At 73.5% G+C, this 3,149-nt stretch carries 4 protein-coding genes; 1 reads left to right on the top strand and 3 read right to left on the bottom strand.

The genetic code is table 11. From position 1 onward, the window contains the following. Positions 1-2: 2 nt before the first annotated feature. The 3 genes from ACFWJ4_RS41255 to ACFWJ4_RS41245 all read right to left on the bottom strand — a co-directional run bounded on the left by ACFWJ4_RS41255 (position 3) and on the right by ACFWJ4_RS41245 (position 2,082). Entirely contained in the window at positions 3-353 is a 351-nt protein-coding gene (locus ACFWJ4_RS41255; RefSeq protein ID WP_380554530.1) for a 5-carboxymethyl-2-hydroxymuconate Delta-isomerase, read from the bottom strand. A gap of 151 nt (positions 354-504) precedes the next feature. Continuing rightward, the gene (locus ACFWJ4_RS41250; protein ID WP_380554528.1) at positions 505-897 is read right to left on the bottom strand and encodes a ribonuclease; all 393 of its coding nucleotides are present in this window, start codon (positions 895-897) and stop codon (positions 505-507) included. A gap of 114 nt (positions 898-1,011) precedes the next feature. Further along, entirely contained in the window at positions 1,012-2,082 is a 1,071-nt protein-coding gene (locus ACFWJ4_RS41245; protein ID WP_380554525.1) for a phosphatidylinositol-specific phospholipase C domain-containing protein, read from the bottom strand. Between the two features lie 363 nt (positions 2,083-2,445). On the opposite strand from ACFWJ4_RS41245, the gene ACFWJ4_RS41240 reads away from it, so the two are divergent. Beyond that, entirely contained in the window at positions 2,446-3,090 is a 645-nt protein-coding gene (locus ACFWJ4_RS41240) for a dihydrofolate reductase family protein (protein WP_380359377.1), read from the top strand. Positions 3,091-3,149: the final 59 nt, after the last annotated feature.

Here is a 3,149-nt window from a genome sequence, read left to right as displayed (position 1 = left end):
GCTCAGTGGCCGGAGTGGTGGACGAACCGGTAGGTGTCCCGGTCGAGTTCGGTGACCTGGACGCCGATGGCGGCGGGCCGGTCGATCCGGGCGCGCAGGGCGGCGAGCACCCGGGCGGTCAGTTCGGCGCGCTGCTCGGTGCTGCGGCCTGCCAGGATCTTCACCTCGACCAGCACCACGGCCTCGCCGCTCGTCCCGTCGCCGACGTGGTGCCGGCCGGCGGGGCGGAAGAGCGTCTTGCAGTCCGCCACCGTGGTGTCGATCACCTCGGTGATCGCCTGGTGGACGTCGGCGGCCAGCGCCGCCCGGTCGAAGTCGAGTTCGGCCGAGTGGTCGACCAGGATCTGCGGCACGGGAACCTCCAGGAGTCGTTGCCGGACGCCCCGACGCTATCGGACGCGCCCGGGGCCCCGGCGCGGGGTGCGGCGCCGGGGCCCCGGAGGTGCCCGGTGGATCGGTGAGCGGTGGAGCGATGGATCGGTGCAGCGGTGAGCGGTGGCCGGTTCAGCAGCCGAAGTTGATCTTGCGGAAGGTCACGTAGTGGTCGGCGGTGTAGTAGTCCTCGTGGTACTGCCTGCCGGTGACGATGCGACGGGCGCCGCGGGTCGGCGAGCCCGGGGTGACCACGGTGTACTCGTGGTAGTAGCCGGAGGACTGCGCGGGCAGCACGCGCTCCCGGTTCTGGAAGACGACGCCGTCCTGGCTGTACGGGAAGGGACCGCCGGAGGCGATCAGGTCGAGGGTGGTGCCGGCCTGGGAGGGCAGGGCGGACAGGCACACCGAGCCGCTCACCGCGGCCTGCGCCTCGGTCGCGACGGCGATCGGCGCGAGGGTGACCAGGGCAACGGCGGCGGTGGCGGCGACGCGGGTCTTCCACGCGCGCAGAGTTCGGGTCATGACAACCAGGATGGCGACGGTCGGGAGCCATCGGAAGCCCCGTTCCAACTCTTCACCTCCGGTCAACTCGACGTACCCGTCAGGGCCTCGGCCCGGTCAGCCGCCGGGCCGGCCTCAGCCGCGCGACAGCACCAGCGACTGCACCGCCGGGAGCCTGCGCCAGTCGCTGGAGACGATGCTCGCGTGCGCCTTCGCCAGCTGCTCGGTGCGGGCCCGGGCCTGGTCCGCGGTCGGGTCCGTGCCGCTGATCTCCGGCGCGACCAGGTGGGAGTCCGTCATCACCAGCAGGTAGTGGGCGTTGTCGTACCAGGCGGTGTCGACGGTCCTGACGTAGGTGGAGGCGTCACCGTCGAAGACCACGAACCAGGGCCGGATCGAGGCGTCCGCCCCGGTGTACTGGCCGCGCGGGTCGCCGGTGGCGGCGCCGAGCACGGAGGGGAACACCTGCGCCTGGCCGATCCGGCCGGCCGCCGCCAGGTCGCGCAGGTGCCGGCCCTGCTCGACGTCGGTGTGCAGGGTGTCGAAGGGGTTGCCGAGCTCGACCGTGCCCGGGATCGCGTACAGCAGCACCTTCCCGGCCAGCGCCGAACGGCTCGGCCAGTTGCCCGCCCGCACCGCCTCGTCGACGCTCGCGTACGAGCCGCCGCCGGGCCTGGCCAGCAGGTCGGCCGGGCGCAGCACGGCGGAGCCGAGGTGCTGGGCGATCAGCGCGTCCAGCTGGTCCGGGCCCATCCCGAGGTTGGCCGAGTAGCCCGGCTTGAGCTCCAGCTTGATCACCAGCGGCCCGGCGCCCGGGTGCGCGCCGAGCCAGACCCGGACGTCGTCCAGGCAGCTTTCCAGGTTCTGGTCGGTACCGCCCGTGTAGAGCTGCGCGGGGGTGCTCGCGGCGGTGCAGTTGTTGGAGTTGCCGAACGGGTTGGAGTGGCTGACCTGCCACGTCTTGGTGAAGACGTTCGGCCAGAGGTCCAGCTCGATCATGCCGGTGCCGGTGTCCAGGCCCTCGGCGAGGTACGGGAACGCGGCCGGGTCGTAGGTGTTGTGCAGGCCGACGGTGGTCGCGGAGCCGAACGGCAGGTCGCCCGACCCGCCCGTGGTGGCGTCCGCCGGGGCGGTCGGGATCAGCGCCGCCGCGGCGGCGATCAGGCCTGCGGCCAGGAATCCGGTCAGGGTGCGGCGTACGGTCATCGGAACGGTCCCCCCAAGTCATGGGATGCCGGCCGCCCTGCTCCCGGGCAGCCTGACGAAGCATCGCCCGCCCGGGCGTGCTCAGGATGAAGAAGGCACGACAATAGCGTGACGGCTGCACCGCTTCTCCCCCGCTCCCCTCCCCTTCCTCCACGCGCTCCACATCCGCCGCACCCGTCACCGCACCCCGCCGCACCGGCCACCGCACCCCCGCCGCACCGTCACCGCACGCGCCGCGCCACGCCCGGGGGCGGTGACGGTGCATCAGGCAATAGCCGCTCCTGGTTAACGTGGCCCGCGCGCGGGGTGCGGTCGGTCCGCACCCGAGACACGCGCGAGGCGCGCAGAGCGGCGGAGGAACCGATGTCCCTGGTCCGGGTCCACAACTTCTCGATCTCCCTGGACGGTTACGGCACGGGCGAGGGCCAGAGCCTCGACGCGCCGTTCGGCCACGCCGGCGACCGGCTGCACAGCTGGTTCTTCCGCACCCGGACGTTCCGGCGGATGAACGGCCAGGAGGGCGGCGACACCGGCGTGGACGACGCGATGGCCCGCACCTGGGGCGACGGCATCGGCGCGGAGATCATGGGCCGCAACAAGTTCGGCCCGCAGCGCGGCCCCTGGCAGGACGAGGACTGGCGGGGCTGGTGGGGGCCGAACCCGCCGTTCCACACCCCGGTCTTCGTGCTCACCCACCACCCGCGCCCCTCCCTGGAGATGGACGGCGGGACGGTCTTCCACTTCCTCGACGCCTCCCCCGAGGAGGCGCTGCGCCGGGCCCGGGAGGCGGCCGGCGGCCTGGACGTGCGGATCGGCGGCGGCCCGGGCACCGTCCGGGCCTTCCTGGAGGCCGATCTGGTCGACCACCTGCACGTGGTCGTGGTGCCGGTGCTGCTCGGCCGGGGGGAGCCGCTCTGGGGCGGGCTCGAAGGGCTGGAGCGGCGCTTTCGCACCGAGGCGGTGACCAGTCCGAGCGGCGTCACCCACTACACCTTCACCAGGCCGTAGCCGGCCCCCGGCCCGGCCCCTCCGGCCCGGACGACGGCGGCCTCCCCGCGGGTGCGGGG

It is taken from the genome of Kitasatospora sp. NPDC127067 (assembly GCF_042724755.1).
Classification (GTDB): Bacteria; Actinomycetota; Actinomycetes; order Streptomycetales; family Streptomycetaceae; genus Kitasatospora; species Kitasatospora lactacystinica.
This window is presented reverse-complemented; position numbering and strand designations above follow the sequence as displayed.

Coding starts and splice junctions, on each gene's coding strand:
- ACFWJ4_RS41250 (WP_380554528.1), bottom strand. CDS start 897: ATGACCCGAACTCTGCGCGCGTGGAAGACCCGCGTCGCCGCCACCGCC.
- ACFWJ4_RS41245 (WP_380554525.1), bottom strand. CDS start 2,082: ATGACCGTACGCCGCACCCTGACCGGATTCCTGGCCGCAGGCCTGATC.
- ACFWJ4_RS41240 (WP_380359377.1), top strand. CDS start 2,446: ATGTCCCTGGTCCGGGTCCACAACTTCTCGATCTCCCTGGACGGTTAC.